The organism is Azospirillum sp. TSH58, from assembly GCF_003119115.1.
Lineage (GTDB): Bacteria > Pseudomonadota > Alphaproteobacteria > Azospirillales > Azospirillaceae > Azospirillum.
In genome coordinates this window covers 145,179-168,229 of the sequence record NZ_CP022366.1, presented here as the reverse complement: position 1 = coordinate 168,229, position 23,051 = coordinate 145,179, and the positions used below count along the sequence as shown (strand labels likewise).

The 23,051-nt window shown below is 70.1% G+C and carries 26 protein-coding genes; 16 read left to right on the top strand and 10 right to left on the bottom strand.

Annotated features, from left to right (window positions below; all coding sequences use genetic code 11):
• The 7 genes from msrP to TSH58p_RS19405 form a co-directional block, all read right to left on the bottom strand.
• Positions 1 to 957, bottom strand: coding sequence for a protein-methionine-sulfoxide reductase catalytic subunit MsrP (msrP, locus tag TSH58p_RS19435; RefSeq protein ID WP_109070836.1), 957 nt, complete (start codon positions 955 to 957; stop codon positions 1 to 3).
• A gap of 119 nt (positions 958 to 1,076) precedes the next feature.
• Positions 1,077 to 2,117, bottom strand: a complete 1,041-nt coding sequence (locus TSH58p_RS19430) for a Gfo/Idh/MocA family protein (protein WP_109070835.1) — start codon at positions 2,115 to 2,117, stop codon at positions 1,077 to 1,079.
• Between the two features lie 5 nt (positions 2,118 to 2,122).
• Positions 2,123 to 2,758 carry a bifunctional 4-hydroxy-2-oxoglutarate aldolase/2-dehydro-3-deoxy-phosphogluconate aldolase gene (gene eda / locus TSH58p_RS19425; RefSeq protein WP_014199635.1) on the bottom strand — a complete coding sequence of 212 codons (636 nt, stop codon included), beginning with the start codon at positions 2,756 to 2,758 and terminating at the stop codon, positions 2,123 to 2,125.
• A complete protein-coding gene (locus TSH58p_RS19420; protein ID WP_109070834.1) occupies positions 2,755 to 3,507 on the bottom strand; it encodes a GntR family transcriptional regulator in 753 nt (250 codons plus the stop codon). Before TSH58p_RS19420 ends, eda begins: the two co-directional genes overlap by 4 nt.
• Positions 3,508 to 3,529: 22 nt before the next feature.
• Positions 3,530 to 4,462, bottom strand: coding sequence for a sugar kinase (locus tag TSH58p_RS19415; protein ID WP_109070855.1), 933 nt, complete (start codon positions 4,460 to 4,462; stop codon positions 3,530 to 3,532).
• A 136-nt stretch (positions 4,463 to 4,598) separates the two neighbouring features.
• Entirely contained in the window at positions 4,599 to 5,555 is a 957-nt protein-coding gene (locus TSH58p_RS19410) for a DMT family transporter (RefSeq protein WP_109070833.1), read from the bottom strand.
• 167 nt (positions 5,556 to 5,722) lie between these two features.
• Positions 5,723 to 6,199: a hypothetical protein gene (locus TSH58p_RS19405; protein WP_109070832.1), complete on the bottom strand. Its 477-nt coding sequence runs from the start codon at positions 6,197 to 6,199 to the stop codon at positions 5,723 to 5,725.
• Positions 6,200 to 6,555: 356 nt separating this feature from the next.
• Here TSH58p_RS19405 and TSH58p_RS19395 point away from each other — a divergent pair, with 356 nt between their 5' ends.
• The 7 genes from TSH58p_RS19395 (at position 6,556) to TSH58p_RS19365 (ending at position 12,224) form a co-directional block, all read left to right on the top strand.
• Entirely contained in the window at positions 6,556 to 7,347 is a 792-nt protein-coding gene (locus TSH58p_RS19395; protein ID WP_109469350.1) for a response regulator transcription factor, read from the top strand.
• Between the two features lie 348 nt (positions 7,348 to 7,695).
• The gene (locus TSH58p_RS19390) at positions 7,696 to 8,952 is read left to right on the top strand and encodes a flagellin (protein WP_109072450.1); all 1,257 of its coding nucleotides are present in this window, start codon (positions 7,696 to 7,698) and stop codon (positions 8,950 to 8,952) included.
• A gap of 125 nt (positions 8,953 to 9,077) precedes the next feature.
• The gene (flaF, locus tag TSH58p_RS19385) at positions 9,078 to 9,470 is read left to right on the top strand and encodes a flagellar biosynthesis regulator FlaF (protein ID WP_109072449.1); all 393 of its coding nucleotides are present in this window, start codon (positions 9,078 to 9,080) and stop codon (positions 9,468 to 9,470) included.
• Entirely contained in the window at positions 9,460 to 9,912 is a 453-nt protein-coding gene (locus TSH58p_RS19380; protein WP_109072448.1) for a flagellar biosynthesis repressor FlbT, read from the top strand. The genes flaF and TSH58p_RS19380 overlap by 11 nt, the downstream gene beginning before the upstream one ends.
• Before the next feature lie 5 nt (positions 9,913 to 9,917).
• Entirely contained in the window at positions 9,918 to 10,310 is a 393-nt protein-coding gene (locus TSH58p_RS19375) for a hypothetical protein (protein WP_109072447.1), read from the top strand.
• Positions 10,307 to 11,101, top strand: coding sequence for a DUF1217 domain-containing protein (locus TSH58p_RS19370; RefSeq protein ID WP_109072446.1), 795 nt, complete (start codon positions 10,307 to 10,309; stop codon positions 11,099 to 11,101). Before TSH58p_RS19375 ends, TSH58p_RS19370 begins: the two co-directional genes overlap by 4 nt.
• 88 nt (positions 11,102 to 11,189) lie before the next feature.
• Positions 11,190 to 12,224 carry a hypothetical protein gene (locus TSH58p_RS19365; RefSeq protein WP_109072445.1) on the top strand — a complete coding sequence of 345 codons (1,035 nt, stop codon included), beginning with the start codon at positions 11,190 to 11,192 and terminating at the stop codon, positions 12,222 to 12,224.
• Positions 12,225 to 12,255: 31 nt separating this feature from the next.
• Here the strand turns inward: TSH58p_RS19365 and TSH58p_RS19360 are convergent, their stop codons facing one another.
• A complete protein-coding gene (locus tag TSH58p_RS19360; protein WP_109072444.1) occupies positions 12,256 to 13,467 on the bottom strand; it encodes an MFS transporter in 1,212 nt (403 codons plus the stop codon).
• A gap of 149 nt (positions 13,468 to 13,616) precedes the next feature.
• Between TSH58p_RS19360 and TSH58p_RS19355 the strand changes: the two genes are divergently transcribed.
• Positions 13,617 to 14,489, top strand: a complete 873-nt coding sequence (locus tag TSH58p_RS19355; protein ID WP_109072443.1) for a LysR family transcriptional regulator — start codon at positions 13,617 to 13,619, stop codon at positions 14,487 to 14,489.
• Between the two features lie 6 nt (positions 14,490 to 14,495).
• On the opposite strand, the gene TSH58p_RS19350 is transcribed toward TSH58p_RS19355, so the two are convergent.
• Both TSH58p_RS19350 and fliI read right to left on the bottom strand, forming a co-directional pair.
• On the bottom strand, positions 14,496 to 15,095 hold the full coding sequence (locus TSH58p_RS19350; RefSeq protein ID WP_109072442.1) for a hypothetical protein: 600 nt from the start codon (positions 15,093 to 15,095) through the stop codon (positions 14,496 to 14,498).
• Positions 15,092 to 16,432, bottom strand: coding sequence for a flagellar protein export ATPase FliI (fliI, locus tag TSH58p_RS19345; RefSeq protein ID WP_109072441.1), 1,341 nt, complete (start codon positions 16,430 to 16,432; stop codon positions 15,092 to 15,094). Before fliI ends, TSH58p_RS19350 begins: the two co-directional genes overlap by 4 nt.
• A 146-nt stretch (positions 16,433 to 16,578) precedes the next feature.
• Here fliI and TSH58p_RS19340 point away from each other — a divergent pair, with 146 nt between their 5' ends.
• From TSH58p_RS19340 to flhB, 8 genes are all read left to right on the top strand, one after another.
• Positions 16,579 to 16,950 (top strand): flagellar basal body protein, encoded by a 372-nt coding sequence (locus tag TSH58p_RS19340; protein WP_109072440.1) that lies wholly within the window; start codon positions 16,579 to 16,581, stop codon positions 16,948 to 16,950.
• A 20-nt stretch (positions 16,951 to 16,970) separates the two neighbouring features.
• Entirely contained in the window at positions 16,971 to 17,390 is a 420-nt protein-coding gene (gene flgC / locus TSH58p_RS19335; RefSeq protein WP_041814269.1) for a flagellar basal body rod protein FlgC, read from the top strand.
• Between the two features lie 13 nt (positions 17,391 to 17,403).
• A complete protein-coding gene (locus TSH58p_RS19330; RefSeq protein WP_109072439.1) occupies positions 17,404 to 17,778 on the top strand; it encodes a flagellar hook-basal body complex protein FliE in 375 nt (124 codons plus the stop codon).
• A gap of 136 nt (positions 17,779 to 17,914) precedes the next feature.
• Positions 17,915 to 18,181: a flagellar biosynthesis protein FliQ gene (fliQ, locus tag TSH58p_RS19325; RefSeq protein ID WP_035682228.1), complete on the top strand. Its 267-nt coding sequence runs from the start codon at positions 17,915 to 17,917 to the stop codon at positions 18,179 to 18,181.
• A 1-nt stretch (position 18,182) separates the two neighbouring features.
• On the top strand, positions 18,183 to 18,968 hold the full coding sequence (locus TSH58p_RS19320; RefSeq protein ID WP_109072438.1) for a lytic transglycosylase domain-containing protein: 786 nt from the start codon (positions 18,183 to 18,185) through the stop codon (positions 18,966 to 18,968).
• A 70-nt stretch (positions 18,969 to 19,038) separates the two neighbouring features.
• Positions 19,039 to 21,132 (top strand): flagellar biosynthesis protein FlhA, encoded by a 2,094-nt coding sequence (flhA, locus tag TSH58p_RS19315; protein ID WP_109072437.1) that lies wholly within the window; start codon positions 19,039 to 19,041, stop codon positions 21,130 to 21,132.
• 24 nt (positions 21,133 to 21,156) lie between these two features.
• Positions 21,157 to 21,915, top strand: a complete 759-nt coding sequence (locus tag TSH58p_RS19310) for a flagellar biosynthetic protein FliR (RefSeq protein ID WP_109072436.1) — start codon at positions 21,157 to 21,159, stop codon at positions 21,913 to 21,915.
• A gap of 24 nt (positions 21,916 to 21,939) precedes the next feature.
• Positions 21,940 to 23,037, top strand: a complete 1,098-nt coding sequence (flhB, locus tag TSH58p_RS19305; protein ID WP_109072435.1) for a flagellar biosynthesis protein FlhB — start codon at positions 21,940 to 21,942, stop codon at positions 23,035 to 23,037.
• The last annotated feature ends 14 nt before the right edge of the window (positions 23,038 to 23,051 follow it).

The window sequence follows — 23,051 nt, the reverse complement described above, 5'->3', positions numbered from 1 at the left end:
TCAGTAGTTCTTTCGCAGGTCCATGCCGGCGTAGAGCGACGCCACCTCCTCGCCATAGCCGTTGAAGGCCAGCGTCTTGCGGCGGGAGAACTCGCCGACGCGGCGCTCCGTCGCCTGGCTCCAGCGCGGGTGGTCGACCTCCGGGTTCACGTTCGAATAGAAGCCGTACTCGCGCGGCTGCGAGCGGTTCCAGGAGGTCGGCGGCTGGTCCTGCGTCAGGGTGATGCGGACGATCGACTTGATCGACTTGAAGCCGTACTTCCACGGCACGACCAGCCGCACCGGCGCGCCGTTCTGGTTGGGCAGCGTCTCGCCGTACATGCCGACCGCCAGGATGGTCAGCGGGTGCATGGCCTCGTCCATGCGCAGCCCCTCGACATAGGGCCATTGCAGCACCGGGTATTTCAGGCCGGGCATCTGCGAGCGGTCGGCCAGCGTCTGGAAGGCGACGTACCTGGCGTTGCCGGTCGGGTCGACGCGCTTCAGCAGCTCGGCCAGCGGGAAGCCGACCCAGGGGATGACCATCGACCAGCCCTCGACGCAGCGCAGGCGGTAGACGCGCTCCTCCAGCGGGAAGGACAGCAGGTCCTCGATGCCGAAGGTGGTGGGCTTGCCGGCCTCGCCGTCCACCGCGATCTCCCACGGGCGGGTGCGCAGCGTGCCGGCGTTCTCGGACGGGTCGGTCTTGTCCGTCCCGAACTCGTAGAAATTGTTGTAGCTGGTCGCCGACTTCATCGGAGTCTGGGCGTCCATCTTGGGGTCCTTCGGGCTGACCGTCAGCGGAGCCTGGAACGGCGCGGCCAGCGCCGGACCCGACAGGCCCCCCGTGCCGCCGAGCGCCAGGGCCGCCCCACCCGCGATGCCGCCGGCGATGATGGAGCGCCGGGACAGGAACAGGCCGCGGGGCGTCACCTCACTCTCGCTGGCTTGCGACGCGCTCCGGACTTTGATGAGCATGAACCCTCTCCACAGGAAAGCCGCCGGGAGGCGACAGCGCCCCCCGTCCCTCATCTAGCCTTGGTCGCCGGTCCCGGCAAATCAAGCGCGGGACACGAGTTCGTGAGCGTGACGTGAGGTCAGCGTTCCGGAATCGCCGTGACGGCGCCGCTTTCCGAGGATTGGAGGATCGCCTCGATCAGCCGGTGGACCTTCAGCGCCTCCCGCCCGGACACGCGCGGCTGGGCGCCGCGGTCGAGCGCGTCGAGGAAATCGGCCAGCACGGCGCGGTGGTGGGCGTTGGAGAAGGCCATGGGATCGGCCCCGCCACCCAGCGTGCCCGCCGTCTCCCCCGCCTGCACCGTTTCGCCGGAGCGCAGCTGCACCTCCAGCCGGTCGCCGGTCAGCAGGGCGGAGCCAGCGGTTCCAGCGATCTCGATGCGTTCCGGATAGCCGGGATAGGCGGCGGTGGTGGCGTCCACCGTGGCGAGCAGCCCGCCGTCGTAGCGCAGGGCGGCGCACACCACGTCCTCGGTGTCGATGGGGCGCAGGCCGCTGGTGTTGGCGAAGGCGGCGACCTCCCGCGGCAGGCCGAGCAGGCTGACATAGAGGTCCAGCGTGTGGATGGCCTGGGTCAGCAGCACGCCGCCGCCGTCGCGCGCCTTCATGCCGCGCCCCGGCTGGGCGTAGTAGGCGTCGTCGCGCCACCAGCGCACCACGACGGAGGCCGACAGCGGTCGGCCCAGCGTGCCGGCGCGCAGCAGCTCCGCCAGCCGTTCCGCGGCGGCGCGGAAGCGGTGCTGGAGCATGACGCCGAGCGTCAGCCCGGCGCGCTCCATGCTCTCCACCACGGCGCGGCAGCCGGCGGGGGTGGCGTCGAGCGGCTTTTCGAGCAGGACATGCTTGCCGGCGGCGGCGCAGCGGGCGACGAGGTCGGCGTGGGTGTCCGGCGGGGTCAGAAGCAGCACGGCGGAGACGGTGGGATCGTCGAGGATCGCCTCCGCCCGGTCCACCGCCGGCAGGCCGAAGCGCGCCGCGAAGGCGGCCCGCCGCTCGGCCGACGGGCTGAAGCAGCCCGCCACCTCCACCCGGTCCGCCAGATCCAGCAGGCTCTGGGCGTGCGGCGTCGCCGCCATGCCCAGCCCGATCACGCCGACGCGGCGCCGCCCCGCCACCACCATGGCGGTCAGCCCTGGGCCAGGGCGGAGGCCTCGCGGGCCAGCCGCTCGATCTCGGACCAGCGGCGCTCCTTCACCGCGTCGGCCGGGGTCAGCCAGGTGCCGCCGAGCGCGAAGACGTTGGGGAGCGACAGGATCTCCTTCACATGCTCCGCCTTGAGGCCGCCGGTCGGGCAGAAGCGGATCTCCGGCATCAGCGGCGCCATGCCGCGCAGTGCCGGGGCGCCGCCGTTCAGCATCGCCGGGAAGAACTTCAGCTCGCGGAAGCCGTGCTCCATGGCGATCAGCGCCTCGGCCACCGTGGCGATGCCCGGCAGATAGGGCAGGCCGGCGGTCTTGGCCGCTTCGGCCAGACGGTCGGTCAGGCCGGGGCTGACGACGAAGCGGGCGCCGGCGTCGCGGGCCTGGGCGAACTGCTCCGGCCGGATCAGCGTGCCGAGGCCGACCAGCGCGCCCGGAACGCGGGCGGCGATGGCCTCCGCGCAGGCGAGTGCTGCGGGGGTGCGCAGCGTCACCTCCAGCGTGGTCAGGCCGCCGGCGACCAGCGCCTCGGCCAGGGCGACCGCGGTGTCCGGCTCGTCGAGGACGAGGACCGGGACGATGCGCGGGCCGGACAGGGAGGGTTCAAGACGCGGGTGGGTCATGTCAGGGCCTCGGCAGGAGAGAAATAGAGTGGGGTGGCGTGCCGCATGTCGTCGATGGTCAGCAGCAGGCCGTCGATGTGGTCGCCGAGCGCCTTCACCGCGCGGTCGGGGTCATGGTCCGCGATGGCGGCGACGATGGCCTCGTGCTCGGCGATGACGGTCGCCAGGCGGCCGGGATAGGGAAGGGTCAGGTGGCGGCAGCGGTCGATCTGCACCTTCACCTGCTGGGTGATCGGCCAGAAACCGGGATAGCCGGCGATGTCGGCGATCAGCGCGTGGAACGCCTCGTCCGCCTGATGGAAGCCGTCGGCGCAGCCCGAGGCGTCGACCTCGCGCTGGCGCTCCAGATTGGCCTGGAGGGCGGCGACCTGGCTGCGGGTGGCGCGTTCCGCCGCGAAGCGGACGGTCGCCTGCTCCAGCGTCTTGCGGATCAGGTTGGCTTCCGGCAGGTCGGCGATGGGGATGCGGGCGACGAAGGTGCCCGATTGCGGAAAGACCTCCACCAGCCCCTCGTCGGCCAGCCGCAGGACGGCTTCGCGCACCGGGGTGCGGCTGACGCCGAAGGCTTCGGCCACCAGCTTCTCCACGATCGGGTCGCCCGGCTTGCGGGCCAGCGACACGATGTCGGCCCGCAGGTCGCGGTAGATGGCCGCCGCCGCCGTGGTCCCGCGCTGCGACGCGCGGGGCGGCTTGACGGCCGCGGCGGGAGCGATGGCGGCTTGGCCCGAGAGGACTTGGTCTGGTGGCATGGAGGGTCCCTCCGTCAGGGGATCAGCCGTCCAGCACCGACGCCATGGCGTCGCGCGGGATGACGGCGCCGCGATGCTGGATGACCACGGCGGCGATGCGGTGGGCGGAGCGCGCCGCCTCCACCGGGCCGAGGCCCTTCAGACGGGCGCTGAGGTAGCCGGCGCTGAAGCTGTCGCCCGCCGCCGTGGTGTCCACGACCTTGGCGACCTTCTCCGACGGCACGGTCTCCTCAAGGCCGGGGGCGGAGACGATGCAGCCCGGCTTCTCCAGCTTGAGCACGATCTCCGTCACCCCGGCGCCGCGCACGCGGGCCATGGCGCTGTCGGCATCGGCGTCGCCGTAGAGGCCGCGCAGGTCCTCGACGCCCGGCAGGGCGATGTCGGTGCGCCGGAGCATCGCGTCATAGGCGCGCTGCGCCGTCTCGCGGTCGGGCCACAGGCGGGGGCGCCAGTTGGTGTCGAAGGCGACGCGGCCGCCGCGCTCGCGCAGGCGGTCGAGCATGGGAAACAGCACCTCCCGCCCCCGCTCGCCCCAGATGGCCAGGCTGATGCCGGACATGTAGAGCAGATCGTAGCCTTCCAGATCGGCGACCAGCGCCGGGCTGTCGGGCAGGACGAACAGGTCGCGGGCCGGCGCGGAATCGCGCCAGTAGAGGAAGCGCCGCTCGCCGCTGTCGTCCGTCTCGATCATGTAGAGGCCGGGGACGCGGTTGGGAACGCGCAGCACATGGCCGGTGCCGACCCCCTCGGCCTCCCAGGTGGCGATCATGGCGTCGCTGTTGCCGTCGTCGCCCAGCGCCGTCACGTAATCCGTTGCCACGCCCAGCCGCGCCATGTAGACGGCGGTGTTCAGGGTGTCGCCGCCGAAGCCCATGGTGAAGGTCCCGTCGGGACGGCGCACCATTTCGATCATGCATTCGCCAAGGGCCGCAACCCGGCGTGCGGACTCACCCATCGCCATCCCCCGTCCGGCGGTCCGATCCGCCGGTCTGTGCTAAAGAGTTCGAACAACACGGGTTTTTAGTCCCGTGCCTCCCGAGGGCAAGTATACTAATATATCAATGTCCGAGGCAAGGCTTTTCGGGCCTTGGTCACGGGGTGGACGCTGCGGCGTTTTGCTGCTGCTTCTTGCGCAGCCGCTCGCGATGGGCGGTGTAGAGACCGCTGGCGATGATGATTCCGGTGCCCAGGAAGGTCCAGTGGTCGGGCAGCGCCCCGAAGATCAGGAAGCCCAGCAGCGTGGACCAGACGATCTGCACATAGGAGCAGGGGGCCAGCACCGACGCCTCGCCGAAGCGGTAGGCCTGGACCATCAGCCATTGCCCCATGGTGGAGACCAGCCCGATCAGGGCGCCCAGCGCCACCTCCGTTGCGGTCGGCATGGTGAAGTTGAAGGGCAGCAGCACGGTCAGGACGGCGAGGCCGGTCAGGGCGGACCAGATCAGGGTGGTGGTGGGATGCTCCTGCCCGGTCATTTTGCGGGTGATGACCACGCCGGTCGCCCAGCTCATCGCCGACAGGATGGGGAAGATGGCCGCCGGCTGGAAGGCCGCCCCGCCGGGCCGGATGACGATCAGCACGCCGAGCAGCCCGACCAGCACCGCCGCCCAGCGGCGCGGCCCGATCTTCTCGCCCAGCACCAGGATCGACAGCACGGTGACGAAGACCGGGGAGACGTAGCTGGTCGCCGCCGCCTCGGCCAGGGGCAGGTAATGCATGCCCATGATGAAGAACAGCGCCGACCCCAGCATCCCCAGACCGCGCAGCACCTGGAGAGCGGGGCTGGCGGTCTTCATCACCGGCGGGCCGCCGCGGATCATCAGCGGCAGCAGCAGCGTGGTGAAGCCGACGTAGCGCATCCAGCCGATCTCGATGGAGGGCAGCGTCTGGGCCAGATACTTCGCCGTCGCGTCGGAGCAGGAGAAGAAGAAGACCGCGGCGACGACCATCAGAATGCCGCGCACGGGATCGTCGCGGCGCTCGCGGCCGTGGGACGGCACGGTCTGGGCGGCGGACACCCCTTCCGGGGGTCGGGAGCAGTCGGGCATGGCCGGAGGGCGTTTCCAGGCAGGAGGGCAGCAAGCGGACGGTCGGCCCGGGTCTCTGGCCCGGCTAACCGTCAGGTTACTGATATATCATGCCTGGGAACAACGGTGCGGAGCGTCATGGCAGCCATACGGTCGGCCCTACGGATGTCATGGCGCGGGACCGCGGATCAGCCGTCGCCGCGGTCCGTGCCGACCGGGCCGCGCAGGGCCGAGGTGACGGCGGGCGCCGGGCGCAGCAGGGGCGTCGGCGGGGTGATCGGCAGATCCATCAGGCCGCGGCGGGCGGCGTTGCGCTCCAGCTCGTAATCGGGATCGGGGAAGCGCTGCAGGAGCGTCTCGTAGGTGTCGCGCGCCGCGGCGGGGCAGCCCAGGATGCGGAACGCCTCCCCCTGCCGCAGCAGGGCGCCGGCCTCCGTCCCGCGGTGGTAGGAGGCGAGGCTGGCCGCCACGGCGAACCACCGGTCGTAGGCGGTCCACAGCGCCTCCACCGTCGGCCCCTCGCACCGCCCGGCCTCCACCGCCGCCTCCAGCGCCTGTCGGTAGGCGGTGTCGGGCGCCGGGCTGGTCATCGCGCAGCCGCCCGCCAGCAGGAGGACGCCCGCCAGCGCGGTTCCGGCAATCGCCTGTCTGTTGCGGGTCGGCATCGCTTCCTCTCCCCCGTTTCGCATCCTCTCGCCACCAGTGAAATACAGCCGGATTAAAGCCCGGTTCAAGCCGGTGAGAGGGCGTGTGCGGAGGTGCGGCGTTGCGGACAACTCGGGAGGAAAATGCTTCGAATTTCGAGGCAAAGAGCAGCCAAGAATCTACGCCTTAACGGATATTAAAAGTCATATAAAAGCAGGCCGTAACATTATCCCTTGAGGTAAGCCGGATGGTTGACTCGCGGTACAGGAAGGCTATTACCTGAGGGTGTGAGAAAATAAAGCACTCGGAATTAAGGAAAATTTTAAGTGCCTTGTCGTCCCGCCCTCTAGTTGAAACCCCTGTTGCGGAGAATCCCATGCGCGCTGTCCTGGTTGAACCAAATCCCCTGATCGCCGACGCGCTCGGCCGTCAGCTCGGCATGGGGAAGATCCGCTACGACCGCCAGGACTGGGCGGGGCTTGAGGAGCTTCTGCAGGAGCAGGGGGCCGAGGGGCTCGGCTACGACGCCATCGTGCTGGGCAGCGTCGACGACCCGGCGCGCTGCGTGGCGGCGCTGCGGGCGCATCAGGTCGGGGCGGCGATCCTCTGCCTGCTCGACCGGCGCTGCGTGACGACGACGGTGGAACTTCTCCACGCCGGGGCCGACGACGTGCTGGTCAAGCCGGTGGTCAGCGCCGAGGTGCGGGCGCGCATCGAGGTGGCGCGGCGGCGCTCGCGCGGCCTGCTGAGCAACGCGGTGCGGGTCGGCCAGTTGACGGTGTTCCTCGACGGGCGCGACCCGGAGGTCGGCGGCGAGCGGCTGCGCCTGAGCCAGCGCGAGCACGCCATCCTCGGCGTGCTGGCCGCGCATCACCGCCGCGTGGTCTCCAAGGAGCACATCTACGACGAGGTCTACGGCCTGTCCGGCGCCGACCCGCTGGACAAGGTCATCGACGTCTACATCTGCAAGCTCCGCAAGAAGATCGCCGAGGCCACCGGCGGCGCCCGCTACATCGAGACCGTCTACGGACGCGGCTACAAGTTCGAGGCACCGCCCGAGCATGAAGAGGCCGCTCCGACCGCCGCACCCGCCGCCGCCCGCCGCTTCCCGGCCATCCCCTTCGCCGCCTCCGGCCTGCACCCCGGCTGTCTCGTCGCCGCCGAGTGACGGCGCCACATTTTGCCGAGTGACCGCGTCGCATTTTAAAGTCCCACCCTGCGTTCCGCTTCCGACATTTTGAAAGACGCCATGGCCGCGGCCCTTCGGGGCACGGCGGCTGAGCCGCTGTGCGCGGTCGCTGCATTTTTATAAAATGCGCGATTACTTTTAAAAGATGCCCATCTTTGAAAGACGGGTTCGTTCCCCTGAAAAGGCTGCGGTTTTTTACTCCGGTTTAAACGGGGTCGGTCACAGTCGAATGGTCGGTTGCGCGCCCATAAAAACCAAGTGGGAAGGCCCGCGCAGCCCGGCCCCAGCGTCAGAAAGGCGCTCTGCATCTCGCGAATGGAGATACACATGGCCTCGATCATGACCAACACCTCGGCGATGACCGCGCTGCAGACGCTGCGCCGCGTGACCGACGATCTGGCGACCACCCAGGATCGCATCTCGACCGGTCTCAAGGTCAACAACGCCAAGGACAACGCCGCCTACTGGTCGATCGCCACGACCATGCGCGCCGACGTCGCCGGCTTCAAGGCGGTGAAGGAATCGCTGGAACTCGGCACCGGCACCACCAACACCGCGTCGGTGGCGTCCAAGAACATCGTCGAGAACCTGCAGACGCTGAAGGCCCGCGTCATCGCCGGCCAGACCAACGGCGTCGACAAGTCGCTGATCCAGAACGACATCGACCAGCTGGTCAAGCTGGTGAAGGGTGCCGCCGCCGACGCCTCCTTCAACGGCGACAACCTGCTGCGCGTGTCCTACTCGAACGACGGCACGGCCAAGGACAAGAACGTCGACATCCTGGCCTCGCTGAGCCGCAACGCCGGCACGGTCGATCCGAGCTACATCAGCTTCCAGCGTCAGGACATGCAGGTCTCCTCGATCGTCGGCAAGGCCACGATCGAGCAGCAGGTGGACTCGACGAAGGCGCTGAAGGCCCAGGTCGGCATCGCGCTGGGTGCTGCGGGCGACACCTTCATCGACGGCCAGAATCTCGGCCTCGACAAGCTGGCCCTGAGCTACACCGCGGAAGACGGCACGACGACGAAGATCTCCGTCGACCTGTCGGCGATCACCTACGACACCGACAAGGCGACCACCCAGACCAACATCCTGACGGCGGTGAACGCGGCCTTCGACGCCCAGATTGGCACCGCCGGCGCCCTGGTGGCGGCGTTCGACGCCAACGACAACCTGACGCTGACGGTGGCCGACGACGACACCAACGGCAGCTTCACCGCCAAGCTGAAGGGCCTGTGGGTCAGCAGCAAGGAAAGCGACGCCTTCGGTGGCCTCGCCGAGCTGACCCAGATCGACGTGGTCAACAACGCCGAGCAGTCGCTGGTGGCGATCAACAGCCTGCTCGACAAGGCCATCGGCAAGGCTGCGGTCATCGGCTCCATCGAGAACCGCGTGTCGGTGCAGAACGACTTCGTGTCGAAGCTGACCGACTCGATGAACAAGGGCATCGGCGCCCTGGTGGACGCCGACATGAACGAGGAATCGAGCCGCCTGCAGGCCCTCCAGGTCCAGCAGCAGCTCGCCACCCAGGCGCTGTCGATCGCCAACCAGGGTCCGCAGAACATTCTCTCGCTGTTCCGCTAACCCGGTCCGGCCGGCGTCCCTCTCCCGAGGGGGCGCCGGCCTCTTTTTCCTTGCCCGATCCAGCTCCCTTTTCGCTGCCCCAGCCCCCTTCCGGCGCCCCCGTGCGCGTTGCATAAGGTGCGACCATGAGCATCGCCGCCTACCAGCAGACGATGGCCGAGTGCGAAGACCCGCGCCGCATCGAATATCTGGTCTTCCTCCGCATCACCCTGGATCTGGAGGCCAACCGCGACGCCGGCTGGCGGTCGGCGGCGCTGAAGGACGCGCTGTGGCGCAACCTGGAACTCTGGAACACGCTGCGCGCCGACCTTCTGGAGGACGGCAACGCGCTGCCCGAGGCGCTGCGCGCCGGGCTGGTCTCGCTGTCCTTCTCGGTGGCCCGCCAGACGACCCAGGTGCTGCGCGGCGAGGCCGACGCGGGCGTCCTGATCGACATCAACCGGTCGGTCATGCGCGGCCTGCAGGGCGTGGCCCGCACGGAGGCTCCCGCTCCGATGGAGGCGTCCTATGGCGCTTAAGCTCCGCCTCAAGCCCTGCGAGCGGGTGGTCATCAACGGCTGCGTCGTGCAGAACGAGAACCGCCGCTACACCCTGACGGTCAGCAACTTCGCGCAGATCATCCGCGGCAGCGACATCATGCAGGAGGACGAGGCCGACACCCCGGTCCGCCGCGCCTATTTCGTGATCCAGAGCATGCTGCTGGACCCCCAGGCGGCGGAGCAGTACGGCAGCGTCGTCGCCGGCATGATGGCCAAGCTCTACACCGCCTTCATGCATCCGGAGATGCAGGACCGCATCATGCAGGCGATGCGCAACGTCAGCGACCGCGACTACTACAAGGCGCTGGCCTGCCTGCGGCCCGTGATGGCCTACGAGGACTCCCTGCTGAGCGCCCAGCGGCCGGCGCGCGACGACCGTGTTCCCGAAAGCCGCGCGCCCCAAACCCACGCGGAGGCCTGACCGCCATGCCCGCCCCCATCCAGGGACTGACCGGCGGCGTGTCCGGCGTCAACGGCGAGCGCGGCACCGCCAGCGCCGACCTGATCGCCGAGGCCCGCCAGCGCCAGGCCGACCGGCTGCGCGCCGCCCAGGCCGAAGCCGTCAAGGCCACCGAGGTGGTCGAGGAAGCCCGCGCGTCGGCGGAATCCGACAACCGCCGCCGGCCCGATCCAATCTTGCCCGACCCCATCCCACCCTACCGCGTCAACCTCGACCCCGGCACGGGCCGGCTGTCCACCGAGGTGCTGGACACCCACACCGGCGAAGTGATCCTGCGAATCCCGCCCTCCTACGCCGACCCGGCGGAGGACGCGGCGGAGGAGAGCGGGCGGTCGAAGGGGCCGGAGGTCAAGGCATGAGCACGCTCCAGGACTATCGCCAGATCGTCCGCAACCAGGACCGCTACGACGCGATGATCCGCTCGCGCCCCGACGTGAAGCGCAACATCGCCTATTTCGAGGCCAACATCGGCAAGATCGCCAGCGCCGAGGAGCTGCTGAAGGACGACAAGCTCTACCGCTTCGTCATGGTGGCCTTCGACCTGGAGAGCCAGACCTACGCCCGCGCCCTGATCCGCAAGGTGCTGGACCAGGGGGTGAAGGACCCGGAGGCGCTGGCCAACCGCATGAACGACGCCAAGTTCAAGGAGATGGCCACCGTCCTGTCCTTCAAGGAGACGGGCGGCGCCACGCTGAAGGAGCCGGCGATCGTCAAGGCCATCGTCGACCGCTACGTCGACGTGTCGCTGGAGGTGAAGGCGGAGGAGAGCAACCCCGCCGTCCGTCTGGCGCTCTACTTCGACCGCAAGGCGCCGCGCATCACCAACTGGTATCAGGTGATGGCCGACCGCGCGCTGCAGAAGGTCGTCTTCACCGCGCTCGACATTCCCGAGCAGTCGGCGCTGGGCGACCTCGACCGGCTGGTCGACAAGCTGAAGAAGCGCTTCGACATCGCCGATTTCAAGGACCCGGCCAAGCTCGGAAAGTTTCTCGACCGCTTCTCGGCCATGTACGACCTGAAGAACGGCGGGCCCGCGGGAGCCTCGACAAACCTCCCCTACATCGGGCCGATCAACAGCCGCGGACGCTCCTCGATCATCGCCATCGACCCGTCCATCACCATGTCGCTGCTGAACTTCCCGCGCTTCTGAGCGGCGGGATTTCGGCGGGCGGAACCTCGGGAGACTGGCTGTGCAGCCGAGCCGACAGGCCAGGCCGCCGGGCGCGTGGCCGCACGTCGTGGCCCTGCTGCCCGGCCCGGACGACCGGGACGAGGACACGGCCCGCGACTCCCTTCATATCCTGCCGATGACCATCCTGCCGCTGGAGACTCCGGGCCTGCGCCGGGCGCGGCTGATCAAGAACGTCCGGCTCCAGACGGTGGTGGAGCTGTTCAACGACGTCCACGCCGGCAGCGGGCAGGTGATGCCCAGCCAGTTGCCGCTGCATTTCGGCAACCGCTCGCCGGAGCTGGACCGCGACCTGCTGATGATCGGGCAGATCGCCCAGGCCGCCAGCTTCGACGTCTATTCCCTGCGCATCGAGCTGCGCCGTCTGAAGATCGCGGTGGACGAGCACGCCGCCCTGCGCCTGTCGCAGCGCCGCCGCGAGCAGCTGACCCGCTACATGCGCGTCTTCACCCGCCCGCTGATCGAAAGCGTCTACGGCAGCGACGACGTGCAGGTGCAGAATGTCGAGGACCTGATCCGCCTGTTCGCCGAACCCGATCTGGCGGAGGTGCGCCGCCGGCTGACCCTGATGGCCGACCGGCTGGACATCGCCATGGCCGACATCCCGGCCTTCCTGGAGGAGTACGGCGACATCTTCCTGTCGCTGGCCTATTTCAAGCAGTGCCTGGACGAGATCGTCCCCGACGTGCAGGCCTTCCTCGCCTGGATGGACGCGGTGCGCGGCTTCAGCGAGGTCCGCCGCGACGCCCGCCACGCCCGGATGCTCGACGAGGTGGGGCGCGACCTGACGGAGATCGCCGCCTCCATCACCGGGCGGTTCGAGAGCTTCGACAACCGCTCCAAGGACTTCTGGCGCAACATCAACGCCCAGAGCTTCCGCAGCATCCGCGACCTGATCACCAATCATCACGTCACCATCGGCGGGGTGCTGTGCGGGCTGGCGGTGAAGATGGCCCTGTGGAAGGCCCGTTTCTCCAGCGGCGGCGGCCCGGTCCGCCGGCTGGAGTTCATCCGCTCCGAAATCCTGCCGGGCCTGTCCCACATCCGCTCCCTGGAACGCTCGGCGCGGAGCGGGGGGCGGTAAGGCCCCCCGATCTTCCAATTTTCTGGCCCCCTTACCGGCGCCGCGCGGCGACCTGGAGGGCGGTGGCCGCCGCGGCGACGGCGATGCCCAGGCCGGTCACCGCGGCCCAGCCCCCGGCGTTCCAGGCCAGCGTCGCCGCACTCGACCCCAGCGCGCCGCCCAGGAACATGCCGCCCATGAAGATGGTGTTCAGCCGGGCGCGGGCTTCGGGGCGCAGGGCGTAGACGATGTGCTGGTTCGACACCAGCGCCGCCTGAACCGCGAAGTCGAGCAGGATCACCCCGGCGACCAGCCCGACGACCGACGTCCACATCCCGAAGAGCAGCCAGGAGGCGAGCGTCAGCACGGTGCCCAGCAGGATCACCCGGTGCGGCCCGCTGCGGTCGGCGATCCGCCCGGCCATCGGGGCGGCCAGGATGCCGACCGCGCCGACGATGCCGAACAGGCCCGCCGCGTCGGCGCCCAGGCCGAAGCGCGGCTCGGCCAGACGCAGCGCCAGGATGGTCCAGAAGGCGGTGAAGGCGGCGAACAGCAGCCCCTGGGTGACGGCGGCCAGCCGCAGGGCCGGGAACTCCCGCCACAGATGGACCAGCGAGCGCATCAGCGCCGGGTAGCGCAGGCTGGTGTCGGGCGATGTCGCGTTCGGATGGCTGCCCGGCAGCATGACGGCCATCAGCGCGGCCGCGCCCAGCGCCAGCGGCACGGCCAGCCAGAACATGGCGCGCCAGCCCTCGTGCGTCCCGACGAAGCCGGCCAGCGTGCGGCTGAGCAGGATGCCGGTCAGCACCCCCGACATGACGGTGCCGACCGCCGCCCCGCGCCGCTGCGGCGAGGCGAGATGGGCGGCGAAGGGCACGATCTGCTGCGCCACCGTCGCCGACACGCCGAGCAGCAGCGAGGCGACGACCAGCAGGGCGGGTCCCTGCGCCAGCGCCGTCGCGACCAGCGCCGCGGCGAGCAGCAGGAACTGCCCGACGATCAGCCGCCGCCGCTCCACCAGATCGCCCAGCGGCACCAGCAGGAGCAGGCCGGCGGCGTAGCCGAGCTGCGTGGCGGTCGGGATCATGCCGGTCAGCGGGCCGGGCAGGTCGCCTTCGATCAGGCCCAGCATGGGCTGGTTGTAGTAGATGTTCGCGACGGCCAGCCCCGCGGCGGTCGCCATCGCGAAGGTCAGCCCGCGCCCGAGCCGCGTCTGTTCCGGTGTGTGAGTCGATGCGTGGGGCATTGTGTCGGTGATGCTCATGACAGCGGTCCTTTTGCAACATCCCCTCTCCCCAGAGGGGAAAGGGCTACTGAGCCCAAGGCGATGATTTCTGAAACGGACCCTATCGCACTTTCATAATTCGCATCAGTCATGCAGAATGAATGGCCTGTATGTCGGAATGTGAAGCAATGGACCTCGCCGGACTCGCCGTTCTGGTGGAAGCCGCCCAGGCCGGCAGCCTTGCCGGGGCCGCCCGGCGGCTGGGCATCTCGCCGCTGATGGCGACCCGGCGGCTGGCCGCGCTGGAGGACGCCATGGGGGCGCGGCTGATGCAGCGGACCACCCGCTCCCTCGCCCTGACGCCGGAGGGGGAGGCAATGCTGCCCTTCGCCCAGGCGATGCTGGAGAACGAGGCGGCGGCGCGGGCCAGCGTCCGCCCGTCCACCGCCGGGGCGTCGGGGCTGCTGCGGCTGACCGCTTCCGCCGCCTTCGGGCGCAAGGTGGTCGTGCCGGTGGTCGCGGAGTTCCTGAAGGACAACCCGCAGGTCTCGGTCGATCTGCTGCTGACCGACACGGTGGTGGACATCGTCGGGCAGGGCATCGACCTCGCCATCCGCATCGCGCGTCTGAAGGACAGCGCGCTGATCGCGCGGCGGCTGGCCGACAACCCGCGGGGACTCTACGCCACGCCCGGCTATCTGGCGGCGCGCGGCGCACCCGCCGCCGTCGCGGATCTGGCGGAGCACGAGTGCCTGTGCCTGTCCGGCACGACCCATTGGAGCTTCGCGGGCGACGGGCGGGAGCGGCGCATCCGGGTGCGCGGGCGCTTCACCGCCAACTCCATCGAGGGGTTGCGGGACATCTGCCTCGCCGGGCTCGGCATCGCCGTCCTGTCCGACTGGGACGTACGGGAGGAGGTGGCGCGCGGCGCGCTGGTCGCGCTCCGCCTGTCCGACGGGGCGTTGGAGCCGCTGGCGGTGTGGGGCGTCCACCCCTCCGCGCGCTTCGTGCCGCCGAAGGTGCGGCTGTTCATGGACGCGCTGGCGAAGGCGCTGCGCTGAGCGGGGTCAGAGCCGGACCGCCGGGCGGTCCGCCGGCTGGGTGGCGTGCAGTTCGTAGAGCTTCGCCAGGATTTGCGGGGCGGGCTGCTCCGGCTTGGCCGTTGGCGTGTCCGCAGCGGCATCGGTGCCCGGCGCCTTGCGGGCGAGCGCCTCCGCCAGCACCGCCGGGGACGGGCGATGGTCTGCCGGCGGCTCCCGCGCCGGGCCGGCGAGGAAGGGCAGGGGCGGGGCGTTGGCCGGCGCATCCTTGGCCGGAGCCTGCGTCTCCTCCGTGACGCCCTCCGCCAACGTGACGAGATGGCCCAGCGGGTCGTCGCCGGTCACCGCCTCGAAGGCGGCCATGGCGGCGCTGCCCAGCAGGCCGATGGGGCCGCCGAACAGGAAGCCGCCGGCCAGCCGCGCCGGCAGGCCGATCCCGTCGCCGGTGGCGTGGCGGTAGACCTGCGACACCCCCGGCAGGTGCTGCAACGGATTCACCGCGTCCAGCAGGTCTCCGAAATCCAGGCCGAGGTCCGCCGTCTCCTGTTTGGTCGGGGCCTTCACGGCGTCCCGTGTGGGGGTGGTGGGGGCAAGCGCGCGGGCGGCGAGCGCGGTGGCGTTGGTCATGGAGTGACTCCCGTGGGAACGGCGAGGATGCGGTCGAGGATTCGGAAGGAGTCGAGGGACGGCGTGGCGTCGTCCTTGCCCTGGCGCAGGAACTCCTCCAGCGCCGGGTTCAGCGCGACGGCGCCGTCCACCTCCGCGTCGGTGCCCTGCTTGTAGGCGCCGATGCGCACCAGCTCCCGCATGTTGTCGTAGGTGGCGGCGAGGCTGCGGGCGCGGCGCAGCAGGGCGTTCTGCTCCGCCGTGTGGCAACCGGGCAGCAGGCGCGACACGCTGCGCAGCACGTTGACGGCGGGGTAGCGACCCTGCTCGGCGATGCGGCGGTCCAGCACGATGTGGCCGTCGAGGATGCCGCGCACCGCGTCGGCGATCGGCTCGTCATGGTCGTCGCCGTCCACCAGCACGGTGAAGATGCCGGTGATGTCGCCCTGGCCCTCCTGTCCCGGCCCGGCGCGCTCCATCAGCTTGGGCAGTTCGGCGAAGACGCTGGGCGGGTAGCTCTTGGCGGTCGGCGGCTCCCCGGCGGCCAGCCCGATCTCGCGCTGGGCCATGGCGAAGCGCGTCACGCTGTCGATCAGGCAGAGGACGTGCAGGCCGCGGTCGCGCAACTCCTCCGCCACGGTCAGGCAGAGATGAGCGGCCTGCCGGCGCATCAGCGGCGGCTCGTCCGAGGTGGCGACGACAACGACGGAGCGGGCGAGGCCGTCCGCGCCCAGATCGTCCTGGATGAACTCCTGCACCTCGCGTCCGCGCTCCCCGACCAGCCCGATCACGATGGCGTCGGCCCCGGCGTGGCGGGCGACCATCGACAGCAGGGTGGATTTGCCGACGCCGGACCCGGCGAAGACGCCCATGCGCTGGCCCCGGCAGATCGGCGTGAAGACGTCGATGGCGCGCACGCCGGTGTCCATCTTCGCCCCGACGCGGCGGCGCGCGTAGGCCGGCGGCGGTGCGGCGCGCAAGGAACGGGCGTGATGGCCGTTGCGCAACGGTCCGTGCCCGTCGATGGGCTCCCCCAAGGCGTTGACCACGCGGCCCAGCCAGCCGGGGCCGGGGCGCAGCGTGAAGGCGGTGTCGTCGGTGACGGCGGTGCAACCCTCCGCCACGCCGTCCAGATTGTCGAAGGCCATCAGCAGGGTCCGCCCCTGGCGGAAGCCGATGGTCTCGCACAGCAGGCGCTGGCCGCGCGCCGTCTCCGCCCAGCATTTGTCGCCCACCGCCAGGACGCGGCGCAAGCCCTCCACCTCCAGCGTCATGCCGGCGGCGCTGCGGATCTCGCCGCGCCAGGAGCGGGTCGGCATCCGCTCGATCTCGGACAGGAGGTTGGAAAGCACACGCATGACCGGGTCGTCTCCGCCGTGTCGGAACGGAGCGATCCTGGCACAGGGATTTTAAATCCGGTTTTAAACGCCGGGGGTCATCTTGGCCTTGCCTTGGTTTCCGGCTTTGCGATAGGGCCGTTCAAATGGATTTTAGCAATATTTCGGTGTTCCGTCTGAGCGGCGCGCGCCTCGATTACTTGGCGGAGCGGCAAAAGCTGATCGCCGCCAACGTCGTGAACGCGAACACGCCCGGCTATCAGCCGAAGGACCTGAAGCCCTTCGCGGCGCTGATGGACGGCCAGCAAGCGGTGGCGCCCACGCTCACCTCGCCGATGCACCTGACCGGCTTCAACCCGTCCGGCGCGGTGCAGGAGGCGCGCAAGCCCGAGCAGTGGGAATCCACGCCCGACGGCAACGCCGTGTCGCTGGAGCAGGAGATGACCAAGGGCAGCGAGACGCGCGACGCCTTCGCCCTGACCGCCGGCCTGTTCCAGCGCAACCTGCAGATCCTGCGCGCCGCCTGGCGCGCCGGCTGACGACTTCGGAGTCCCCTCCCATGCTCACCGATCCCCTGGCCGCGACGATGCGGATCGCCAGTTCGGGCCTGCAGGCGCAGGGCACCCGGCTGCGCGTGGTGGCCGAGAACATCGCCAATTCCGATTCCACCGCCATGACCGCGGGCGGCGATCCCTACCGCCGCAAGACCGTCTCCTTCGCCACCACGATGGACCGCGCCGCCGGGTCGGAGATCGTGAAGGTCAAGCAGATCGGGCGCGACCGCAGCGACTTCCAGCTCGTCTACGAACCCTCGCACCCCGCCGCCGACGAGAAGGGCTACGTCAAGCGCCCGAACGTCCAGCCGCTGATCGAGATGATGGACATGCGCGAGGCCAGCCGCTCCTTCGAGGCGAGCGTCAACGTCATCGAGCAATCGCGCAGCATGATGAGCCGCATGATCGATCTTCTGCGCGGCTGAGGAGACCCCAAGCATGATCGAACCCATCGGCCGCGCCGCCGCCGCCTACGGCCTCCACCGCGCGCCCCTGGCCCAGCCGGCGCCCGCCGCGTCGCTCGCCACCCCGCCCGCCACGTCCGCTGCGGCATCGCCGTCCGCCGAGACGGCGGCCTCGGCGTCTTCGGCGGCGGAGAGCAGTTTCGGCGCCTTCCTCGACCGTCAGGTGTCGCAGGCGGTGGAGACGCTGAACGAGGGCGAGCGCATGTCCGTCGCCGCCATCGCCGGCAAGGCCGGCACGCACGAGGTCGTGCGCTCCGTGCTCGCCGCGGAGATGACCGTGCAGACGGTCGTGTCGATCCGTGACCGCATGGTCCAGGCGTATCAGGACGTGATGCGGATGGCGATTTGAGCGCATTCGCTCGGAAGTCTTGCCCCCACCCCGGCCCTCCCCCGCTGGGCGGGGGAGGGCCGGGGTGGGGGCAGTTCCCTCCCCCGCCCAGCGGGGGAGGGTTAGGGTGGGGGCAACACCCCCCCAGGAGACCCCCATGAACGAAGCCGACGTGCTGGAAGTCCTGCGCACCGGCATCTGGACGATGCTGCTGATCGCCGCCCCGCCGCTGGTCGTCGCGGTCCTGGTGGGCGTGGCGATCTCGCTCGTCCAGGCGCTGACCCAGGTGCAGGAGATGACGCTGACCTTCGTGCCGAAGATCGTCGCCATCCTGGTCACCACCGTGCTGGCGCTGCCCTTCATGTACGGCGCGCTGACCACCTACGCCGACCGGCTGGGCAGCCTGATCGTCTCGGTGCGGTGACATGCGCCGGCTGGCCGGACTGGCGGCGCTGCTCCTGGCCGGAAGTCTTCTGGCCGGAACCGCGACCGCCGCGGAGGTGAAGCCGCCCTCGTCCCAGATCGGCACTTGGTCCACCGCCCTCTACGCGCCGCGCGTCCCGCCCGCGCGCGGCCTGCCGCCGGAGGCCGCCTGCATCGACGCCATCCTGGCGGCGGAGCGCGAGGCGGGGGTGAGCGACCACATGCTGCTCGCCATGGGCTTCACCGAGGCCGGGCGGATGACCGCCGACCGGCTGTTCACCGTCTGGCCCTGGACCGTGAACACCGAAGGCGCCTCCCGCTACTTCCCGACGCGGGAGGAGGCCATCGCCTTCGTGCGCGCGGCGCAGGCGCGGGGCACGCGCTCCATCGACGTCGGCTGCCTCCAGGTGAACCTGAAATGGCATCCCGACGCCTTCCCCGACCTGGAGACCGCCTTCGACCCGCGCGCCAACGCCCGCTACGCCGCGCGCTTCCTGGGCGACCTGCACCGCGCGGAGGGATCGCTGGACGCCGCCATCGCCCGCTATCACTCCGCCCAGTCGGAGCGTGGGGCGGCCTACCGCGAGCGGGTCGGCGGCAACCGGCGCTGGGTGGCCGGCGCCATGGATTACCTGAAGACGCTGGCCGCCGGCCCCCAGGCCGCCAATTCCCAAGCCGCCCCCGGCGCGCTGCCCGCCTGGGGCAAGGCCGAGCTTGGCCGCCTGTCCTTCCTGTCCAGCCTCTACGCCAACGCGGCGGTGAAACCCCTTCTGCCGGGCGCGGACTGACCCCGACGTAAAAGCCGGTTTTACCGCGGGGCGCTAGCGTACCAACGGTGCCGCACCCTGGAGTTCCCGCATGGCTTTCACGGACACCTTCCGGAACCGGATGACCAGCCTCGGCGATGCCGGGCTGGCGAACCGCGACGTTCTGTTCGCGCTGGCCATCGTGCTGGTGCTGGCCGTGCTGTTCCTGCCGGTGCCGACCTGGTTCCTCGACCTCGGGCTGGCGCTGTCGCTGGCGGTCAGCGTGCTGATCCTGATGGTCTCGCTGTGGATCTCCCGGCCGCTGGACTTCTCGTCCTTCCCGACCGTGCTGCTCGTCGTCACGGTGCTGCGGCTGGCGCTGAACATCGCGTCCACCCGCCTGATCCTCAGCCACGGGCACACCGGCCCGTCGGCGGCCGGCCATGTGATCGAGGGCTTCAGCCAGTTCATCATGGGCGGCAACTTCGTGATCGGGGTGGTGATCTTCGCCATTCTGATCGTCATCAACTTCGTGGTCATCACCAAGGGCGCCACCCGCATCGCGGAGGTCGGCGCGCGCTTCACGCTGGACGCCATTCCCGGCAAGCAGATGGCCATCGACGCCGACCTGTCCGCCGGCATGATCGACGACGTCGAGGCCCGCCGCCGCCGCAAGGAGCTGGAGGACGAGAGCACCTTCTTCGGCGCCATGGACGGCGCGTCGAAATTCGTGCGCGGCGACGCGGTGGCCGGGCTGGTCATCACCGCCATCAACGTGCTGGGCGGCATGGCCATCGGCATGGCGCAGCAGGGCATGTCCTTCGAATCCGCGGCATCGGTCTACACCATCCTGACGGTGGGCGACGGTCTGGCGACGCAGATCCCGGCGCTGGTCGTCTCGCTGGCCGCCGGCCTGCTGGTGACCAAGGGCGGCAACGTCGGCTCCGCCGATCAGGCGGTGCTCGCCCAGCTCGGCGGCTATCCCAAGGCGCTGATGGTGGCGGGCGGGCTGCTCTGCACGCTGGGCGTGACGCCGGGCCTGCCCGCCGCCCCCTTCGTCCTGCTCGGCGGCGGCTTCGGCGCGGCGGGCTGGTACGCGATGCGCGGCAAGATGCGCCGCGCGGCACTCGCCCGGCTGGAGGAAAGCCGCAAGGCCCCGACCGCCCCCGCCGAGGAGGCGGTGGAGGACATGCTGAAGGTGGACGAGGTGAAGGTGGAGGTCGGCAACCATCTCGTCCCGCTGATCCTCAACAAGAACGGGCCGCTGACCGGCAAGGTGAAGACGCTGCGCAAGCGCTTCGCCAAGGAGTTCGGCTTCATCCTGCCGTCGGTGCGCATCAAGGACAGCAGCTTCCTGCCGCCCAAGGGCTACGTCGTCAGCGTCATGGGCGTCGAGGTGGCGAGCGGCGAGGTGCGGCCCAAGCAATTGCTCGCCATCGACCCGTCCGGTGGGGCGGCCCCCGACCTGCCCGGCGAGGCGACGCGGGAGCCGACCTTCAACCTCCAGGCCCGCTGGATCGACCCGGCCCGCCACGAGGAGGCCATCGCCAAGGGCTACACGGTGGTCGACCCGGAAAGCGTCATCACCACCCACCTGACCGAGGTCATCAAGGACCATCTCTCGACCCTGCTGACCTTCGCCGCCATGCAGAAGCTGCTGGACGGTCTGGGGCGGGAGTACCAGAAGCTGATTTCCGACATGGTGCCGTCGCGCATCACGCTCGTGGTGGTGCAGCGCGTGCTCCAGGCGCTGCTGGCGGAGCGGGTGTCGATCCGCAACCTGCCGGCCATCGTCGAGGCCATCGCCGAGGCGGTCAACTGGACGCGCAACATCACACTGGTCACCGAGCATGTGCGGGCGCGGCTCGGCCAGCAGATATGCCAGTCGCTGACAGCACCCGACGGCTTCGTCCCGGTCATCGTCCTGACCCCGCGCTGGGAGCAGGCGCTTCAGCAGAGCGTCATCGCCGAGGGCGAGGACCGCCGCTTCGCCATGCCGCCGACCCAGGTGCAGGAGTTCCTGACCGCGCTGCGCATCACCATCCAGAAGCACGCCACGCCCCAGGTGTGGCCGGCCCTGCTGGTCGGGGCGGAGGTGCGGCCCTTCGTGCGCTCCCTGCTGGAGCGGGTCAGCCCGATGACCCCGGTCATCAGCCACGCCGAGCTGCACCGCAAGGTGTCCGTCAAGACGATCGACCAGGTCTGAAGGGCGGGGAAGGAAAAAACAGTGATGGACACGCTCGCCGACCTGCTCAGCCTGGAGGTCTACCGCGCCTTTCTGGTCTTCGCCCGCGTCGCCGCGGCGGTCAGCCTGCTGCCCGGCTTCGGCGAGCTGGCGGTGCCGCCGCGCGTCCGGCTGTGCATCGCGATTCCCGTCGCGCTGGCGCTGACCCCGACGGTGCCCGGCCTGCCCGACCGGCTGCCGCCCGACGCCGCGGTGATGCTGGAGCAGATCTTCGCGGAGACGGTGGCCGGCGCCTTCCTCGGGCTGGGGGCCAAGCTGTTCCTGGCGTCGCTCCAGGTCGCCGGCAACATCGCCGCCCAGGCGATGGGCCTCGCCAACCCTTTTGGCACCGACGCGGCGGGGTTCGAGAGCGGGTCGATCCTGTCGGGCACGCTGGTGATCGCCGGGCTGGCGCTGCTGTTCGCGCTCGACCTGCATTACCTGATGATCGACGCGCTGGTGCGCTCCTACGGAAGCTGGCCAGCGGCGACGCTGCCCGATCCCGGCATGGTGGCGGGCCGCTACGCGCAGCTCGTCGGGGTCACCTTCCGGCTGGGGGTGCAGATGGCCGCCCCCTTCCTGGTCTTCGGCATGATCGCCAACATGGCGCTGGCCCTGGTCAACCGGGTGATGCCCTCCATGCCCGTCTATTTCGTCGCCACCCCGGCGATGGTCGGCGGCGGGATGCTGGTCTTCCTGGTGACGGCGGGCGCCATGGTCACCGCCACGCTGGCCGCGCTGGCCGGCTGGCTCGGCGGGCGATGAGAAGGGGGCGGTGAGGAGGCGGCGATGTCCGACAGCCAGGACGAGGACCAGAAAACCGAGGAGCCGACCGAAAAACGGCTGCGCGAGGCGATGGACAAGGGCGACGTCCCCCGCGCCCGCGACGTCGGTCTGGCCGCCACCATGGCGGCGGCCTGGCTGATCGCCGCGGCGGGCGGGCCGCTCGCCGCCTCCCGCATCGCCGAGGTGCTGCTGCCGCTGATCGAGAATCCGAACGACATCCGGCTCGACGGTGGTCCCTACGACGTGATGAACAGCCTGCGCTGGCTGATCGGCGGGGTGGCGGTGGCGATGCTTCCGGTGCTGGGCCTGCTGGTCGGCGGGGCGGTGGTGTCGGCGGTGGGGCAGGGGCCGCTGCTGGCGGCCGGCGACCGCATCCGGCCCAAGCTGTCGCACCTGTCGCCGTTCAGCGGCTGGCGCCGTATCTTCTCGCGCCACGCGCTGGTCGAATTCGTGAAGAGTCTCGTGAAACTGGCGATCATCGCCTGCGCCGTCTGGTTCGCCGTGGCGCCCTACATCGATTGGACGGAGGGGATCGTGGGCATGGAAGTTGCGGCGCTGCCCGACCTGCTGCGGGACCTGACCCTGCGGCTGCTGCTGGCCGTCCTCCTGGCGACGGTGGTGATGGCCGCCGTGGACGTGCTGTGGAACCGGCTGGAATGGCGGCGCCGCCTGCGCATGACCTTCCAGGAGCTGAAGGACGAGTTCAAGCAGACCGAGGGCGATCCCCATCTGAAGGCGCGGCTGCGCGAAATCCGGCGCGACCGGTCGAAGCGCCGCATGATGGCGAACGTGCCGCGCGCCACGGTGGTCATCGCCAACCCGACCCACTTCGCGGTGGCGCTGGAGTACGACCGGGCCAAGATGCCGGCGCCGGTCTGCCTCGCCAAGGGGGCCGACCTCGTGGCGCTGCGCATCCGCGCGGTGGCGGAGGAGAACGGCGTGCCGGTGATCGAGAACCCGCCGCTGGCCCGCGCCCTCTACGCCGCGTCGGAGGTCGACGCGGTGATCCCGCTCCAGCATTACCAGGCGGTGGCGGAGGTGATGATGTATGTGCTGCGCCTGAAGAACGGAGGGGCCGCGCAGCCGGCGCAACGGGCGTGATCGGGCGGGCGTAG

Excerpts from the sequence above, each read along its gene's own strand:
- msrP (WP_109070836.1), bottom strand. The coding sequence starts at position 957 with ATGCTCATCAAAGTCCGGAGCGCGTCGCAAGCCAGCGAGAGTGAGGTG.
- TSH58p_RS19430 (WP_109070835.1), bottom strand. The coding sequence starts at position 2,117 with ATGGTGGTGGCGGGGCGGCGCCGCGTCGGCGTGATCGGGCTGGGCATG.
- eda (WP_014199635.1), bottom strand. The coding sequence starts at position 2,758 with ATGACCCACCCGCGTCTTGAACCCTCCCTGTCCGGCCCGCGCATCGTC.
- TSH58p_RS19420 (WP_109070834.1), bottom strand. The coding sequence starts at position 3,507 with ATGCCACCAGACCAAGTCCTCTCGGGCCAAGCCGCCATCGCTCCCGCC.
- TSH58p_RS19415 (WP_109070855.1), bottom strand. The coding sequence starts at position 4,462 with ATGGGTGAGTCCGCACGCCGGGTTGCGGCCCTTGGCGAATGCATGATC.
- TSH58p_RS19410 (WP_109070833.1), bottom strand. The coding sequence starts at position 5,555 with ATGCCCGACTGCTCCCGACCCCCGGAAGGGGTGTCCGCCGCCCAGACC.
- TSH58p_RS19405 (WP_109070832.1), bottom strand. The coding sequence starts at position 6,199 with ATGCCGACCCGCAACAGACAGGCGATTGCCGGAACCGCGCTGGCGGGC.
- TSH58p_RS19395 (WP_109469350.1), top strand. The coding sequence starts at position 6,556 with ATGCGCGCTGTCCTGGTTGAACCAAATCCCCTGATCGCCGACGCGCTC.
- TSH58p_RS19390 (WP_109072450.1), top strand. The coding sequence starts at position 7,696 with ATGGCCTCGATCATGACCAACACCTCGGCGATGACCGCGCTGCAGACG.
- flaF (WP_109072449.1), top strand. The coding sequence starts at position 9,078 with ATGAGCATCGCCGCCTACCAGCAGACGATGGCCGAGTGCGAAGACCCG.
- TSH58p_RS19380 (WP_109072448.1), top strand. The coding sequence starts at position 9,460 with ATGGCGCTTAAGCTCCGCCTCAAGCCCTGCGAGCGGGTGGTCATCAAC.
- TSH58p_RS19375 (WP_109072447.1), top strand. The coding sequence starts at position 9,918 with ATGCCCGCCCCCATCCAGGGACTGACCGGCGGCGTGTCCGGCGTCAAC.
- TSH58p_RS19370 (WP_109072446.1), top strand. The coding sequence starts at position 10,307 with ATGAGCACGCTCCAGGACTATCGCCAGATCGTCCGCAACCAGGACCGC.
- TSH58p_RS19360 (WP_109072444.1), bottom strand. The coding sequence starts at position 13,467 with ATGAGCATCACCGACACAATGCCCCACGCATCGACTCACACACCGGAA.
- TSH58p_RS19355 (WP_109072443.1), top strand. The coding sequence starts at position 13,617 with ATGGACCTCGCCGGACTCGCCGTTCTGGTGGAAGCCGCCCAGGCCGGC.
- TSH58p_RS19350 (WP_109072442.1), bottom strand. The coding sequence starts at position 15,095 with ATGACCAACGCCACCGCGCTCGCCGCCCGCGCGCTTGCCCCCACCACC.
- fliI (WP_109072441.1), bottom strand. The coding sequence starts at position 16,432 with ATGCGTGTGCTTTCCAACCTCCTGTCCGAGATCGAGCGGATGCCGACC.
- flgC (WP_041814269.1), top strand. The coding sequence starts at position 16,971 with ATGCTCACCGATCCCCTGGCCGCGACGATGCGGATCGCCAGTTCGGGC.
- TSH58p_RS19330 (WP_109072439.1), top strand. The coding sequence starts at position 17,404 with ATGATCGAACCCATCGGCCGCGCCGCCGCCGCCTACGGCCTCCACCGC.
- fliQ (WP_035682228.1), top strand. The coding sequence starts at position 17,915 with ATGAACGAAGCCGACGTGCTGGAAGTCCTGCGCACCGGCATCTGGACG.
- TSH58p_RS19320 (WP_109072438.1), top strand. The coding sequence starts at position 18,183 with ATGCGCCGGCTGGCCGGACTGGCGGCGCTGCTCCTGGCCGGAAGTCTT.
- flhA (WP_109072437.1), top strand. The coding sequence starts at position 19,039 with ATGGCTTTCACGGACACCTTCCGGAACCGGATGACCAGCCTCGGCGAT.
- TSH58p_RS19310 (WP_109072436.1), top strand. The coding sequence starts at position 21,157 with ATGGACACGCTCGCCGACCTGCTCAGCCTGGAGGTCTACCGCGCCTTT.
- flhB (WP_109072435.1), top strand. The coding sequence starts at position 21,940 with ATGTCCGACAGCCAGGACGAGGACCAGAAAACCGAGGAGCCGACCGAA.